Annotated in this window: 2 protein-coding genes; one reads left to right on the forward strand and one right to left on the reverse strand. The window is 50.2% G+C overall.

The genetic code is table 11. The features are described 5' to 3' along the window. On the reverse strand, nt 1–385 hold a 385-nt coding region (locus PG883_RS23285), incomplete at its 3' end, for an IS4/Tn5 family transposase DNA-binding protein (protein WP_270808428.1). Nucleotides 386–767: 382 nt separating this feature from the next. Here PG883_RS23285 and PG883_RS23290 point away from each other — a divergent pair. Next, nucleotides 768–899 carry a hypothetical protein gene (locus PG883_RS23290; protein ID WP_267970359.1) on the forward strand — a complete coding sequence of 44 codons (132 nt, stop codon included), beginning with the start codon at nt 768–770 and terminating at the stop codon, nt 897–899. Nucleotides 900–2,022 lie beyond the last annotated feature (1,123 nt).

The following is a 2,022-nucleotide window of genomic DNA, read 5'->3' on the forward strand; positions in this document are numbered from 1 at the left end:
CGGAGTGAACCCACCATCCGCGGGATTTATCTCCAATAGCACCCAGCTTGCCAAGCTCTTCGGCGACCTGGTGGCGATAACTCAAAGAAGTGGTGTCCTCAATGGCCAGCAGTTCGGGAAACGCCTGAGCTAACTTGACGGTTTGCATGGCGCCAGCCTTTCTGATCGCCTCGGCAGAGACGTTGGGATTGCGGATAAATCGGTAAGCGCCTTCCTGCATGGCTTCACAGCCCTCTGATGAGATGGTTATTGATTTTCGAGAACATTTTGCCAATTGAGCGGCGACGTTAACCAGACGGGTGGTACGGCGAGGATCACCCAGCGCCGCCGAAGAGAACACAGATTTAGCCCAGTCAGCCGCACGATGAAGAGCAGAAGTTAGCATGATCGTTACCATGTTGGGAGTCACATGGAAGATCAGATCCTGGAAAACGGGAAAGGTTCCGTTCAGGGCGCTACTTGTGTATAAGAGTCAGCCCTTACGCAACACCTGCTACAAGGAGGCATGACTACGAACAATCGCCCATGTTCACAAGCAAAAAAGTTATTTAAATTTTTCATCTCTGCACATAGAGCTTGCATTTGTCGCAGAGAACAAATTGAAACCCGTTCCCTGTGAGCAGCCACTAACACGGATACGAGACTCACAATTTATCCACAGCTAGCAGGTTACCCACCGGTTGCAATGACGTAACAGCCTCACTATCTTGTAGTCGGAAATAAAAATAACACTATATATTGTGAATGAAGCTACACAGGAGAGAACCATGACTATTGAAAAAATGACAAATAACTTCCCGGGCAGCAGTCCGCCCATCACCTGGCATAACATGGAGAAGATCTATGCCAAAACGACCACGACGCTCGCGTCGAACCCAGCAAAGAGCCCAAAAAGATAAAGCCACCAAACCCAATTGGGTAGAGTGGCTTAAATCGGAACTCAAACTAGCCGTTCGTGAACATTTTCGAGTCGTGCTAGCTTGGCTTTTTACAACAGTGATGTTGGCAGCAATGCCGCAATCTGTTGTGGATAGCATTAGGGGTACCAGCCCTGATGCCGTCAAAACTCAATACTATCAAGTGTAACCAAGGGGCTTCGGCCCCTTTTTTACTTGCTGTATCTTCAACCTAGGTTTGCGATACGCAATAAATAATGGCCAAGGATATTTACAACGTCAATAAAAATGTTGTTTTTTTGCAACACAAAACTCATCAGAAACACTTAAAAAATCCTTTATAATCAGTAAATTGAATATTATTAGACTGCTATTTCCCCTCCCCCACTACGCCGCCTTCGCCTTATCCAGATACTGATGAAACGCCCTCACCGCATCGCCGTAGCAATGCTGCAGCTCCTGCTCGGCCTGGCGCTCTTCGAGCGTGGTCAGCGCATGCGCCGAAATGCATCCAAACGGAGCCGTAAGCTAAACTGGATGTGGCCGGTGCTGAGCAAGGTGGCCTATCTGCAATCACCCAAAGGCCACACACGCCACCGCATTGCATCGTGCCTGCGCTCTGCGGCGTGGCTGCAAGTACAGGTTCAACCAGCACCGCACCGCCAAATCCAAATCCAAATCCAACTCCAATCAGGTACTGTTAAGTGGTTGTGTCACGCGATCACAAGAGGGAGCCATGCCCTGGCCCCGTCGTTGCACTATCCTCACATCTGCAAAAATACTTTCTTCCCCCAATACCATTGCGGTGACCAGACGAGCAATGAAAGACGCCTCGCCTCGCCGCACAGTACCAGACCCTGATGCAGATGAACGGGAACCCGCTCTCAGATAGGAGCTCATTCGTGATAGCTCCTGATGGCAAGCTCCTGCTGAGTTACACGGACAAGGATCCAGCTGCCCATGTTCAGAAAATGATGGACGCGGTAGAGAAATTTGCTCACTCGCACCCCCTGAGGCGAGGACATCCATTGCCTGTTCGGCAATGAACTCGGATGGCCGAACCTCGTGAGCCAAGCACTGCCGGGTGCCCCTGTTAAACATTGAAAGGAGCCGCCACATGGCCAAA

The organism is Aeromonas sp. QDB25 (genome assembly GCF_027707725.1).
Classification (GTDB): Bacteria; Pseudomonadota; Gammaproteobacteria; order Enterobacterales; family Aeromonadaceae; genus Aeromonas; species Aeromonas caviae.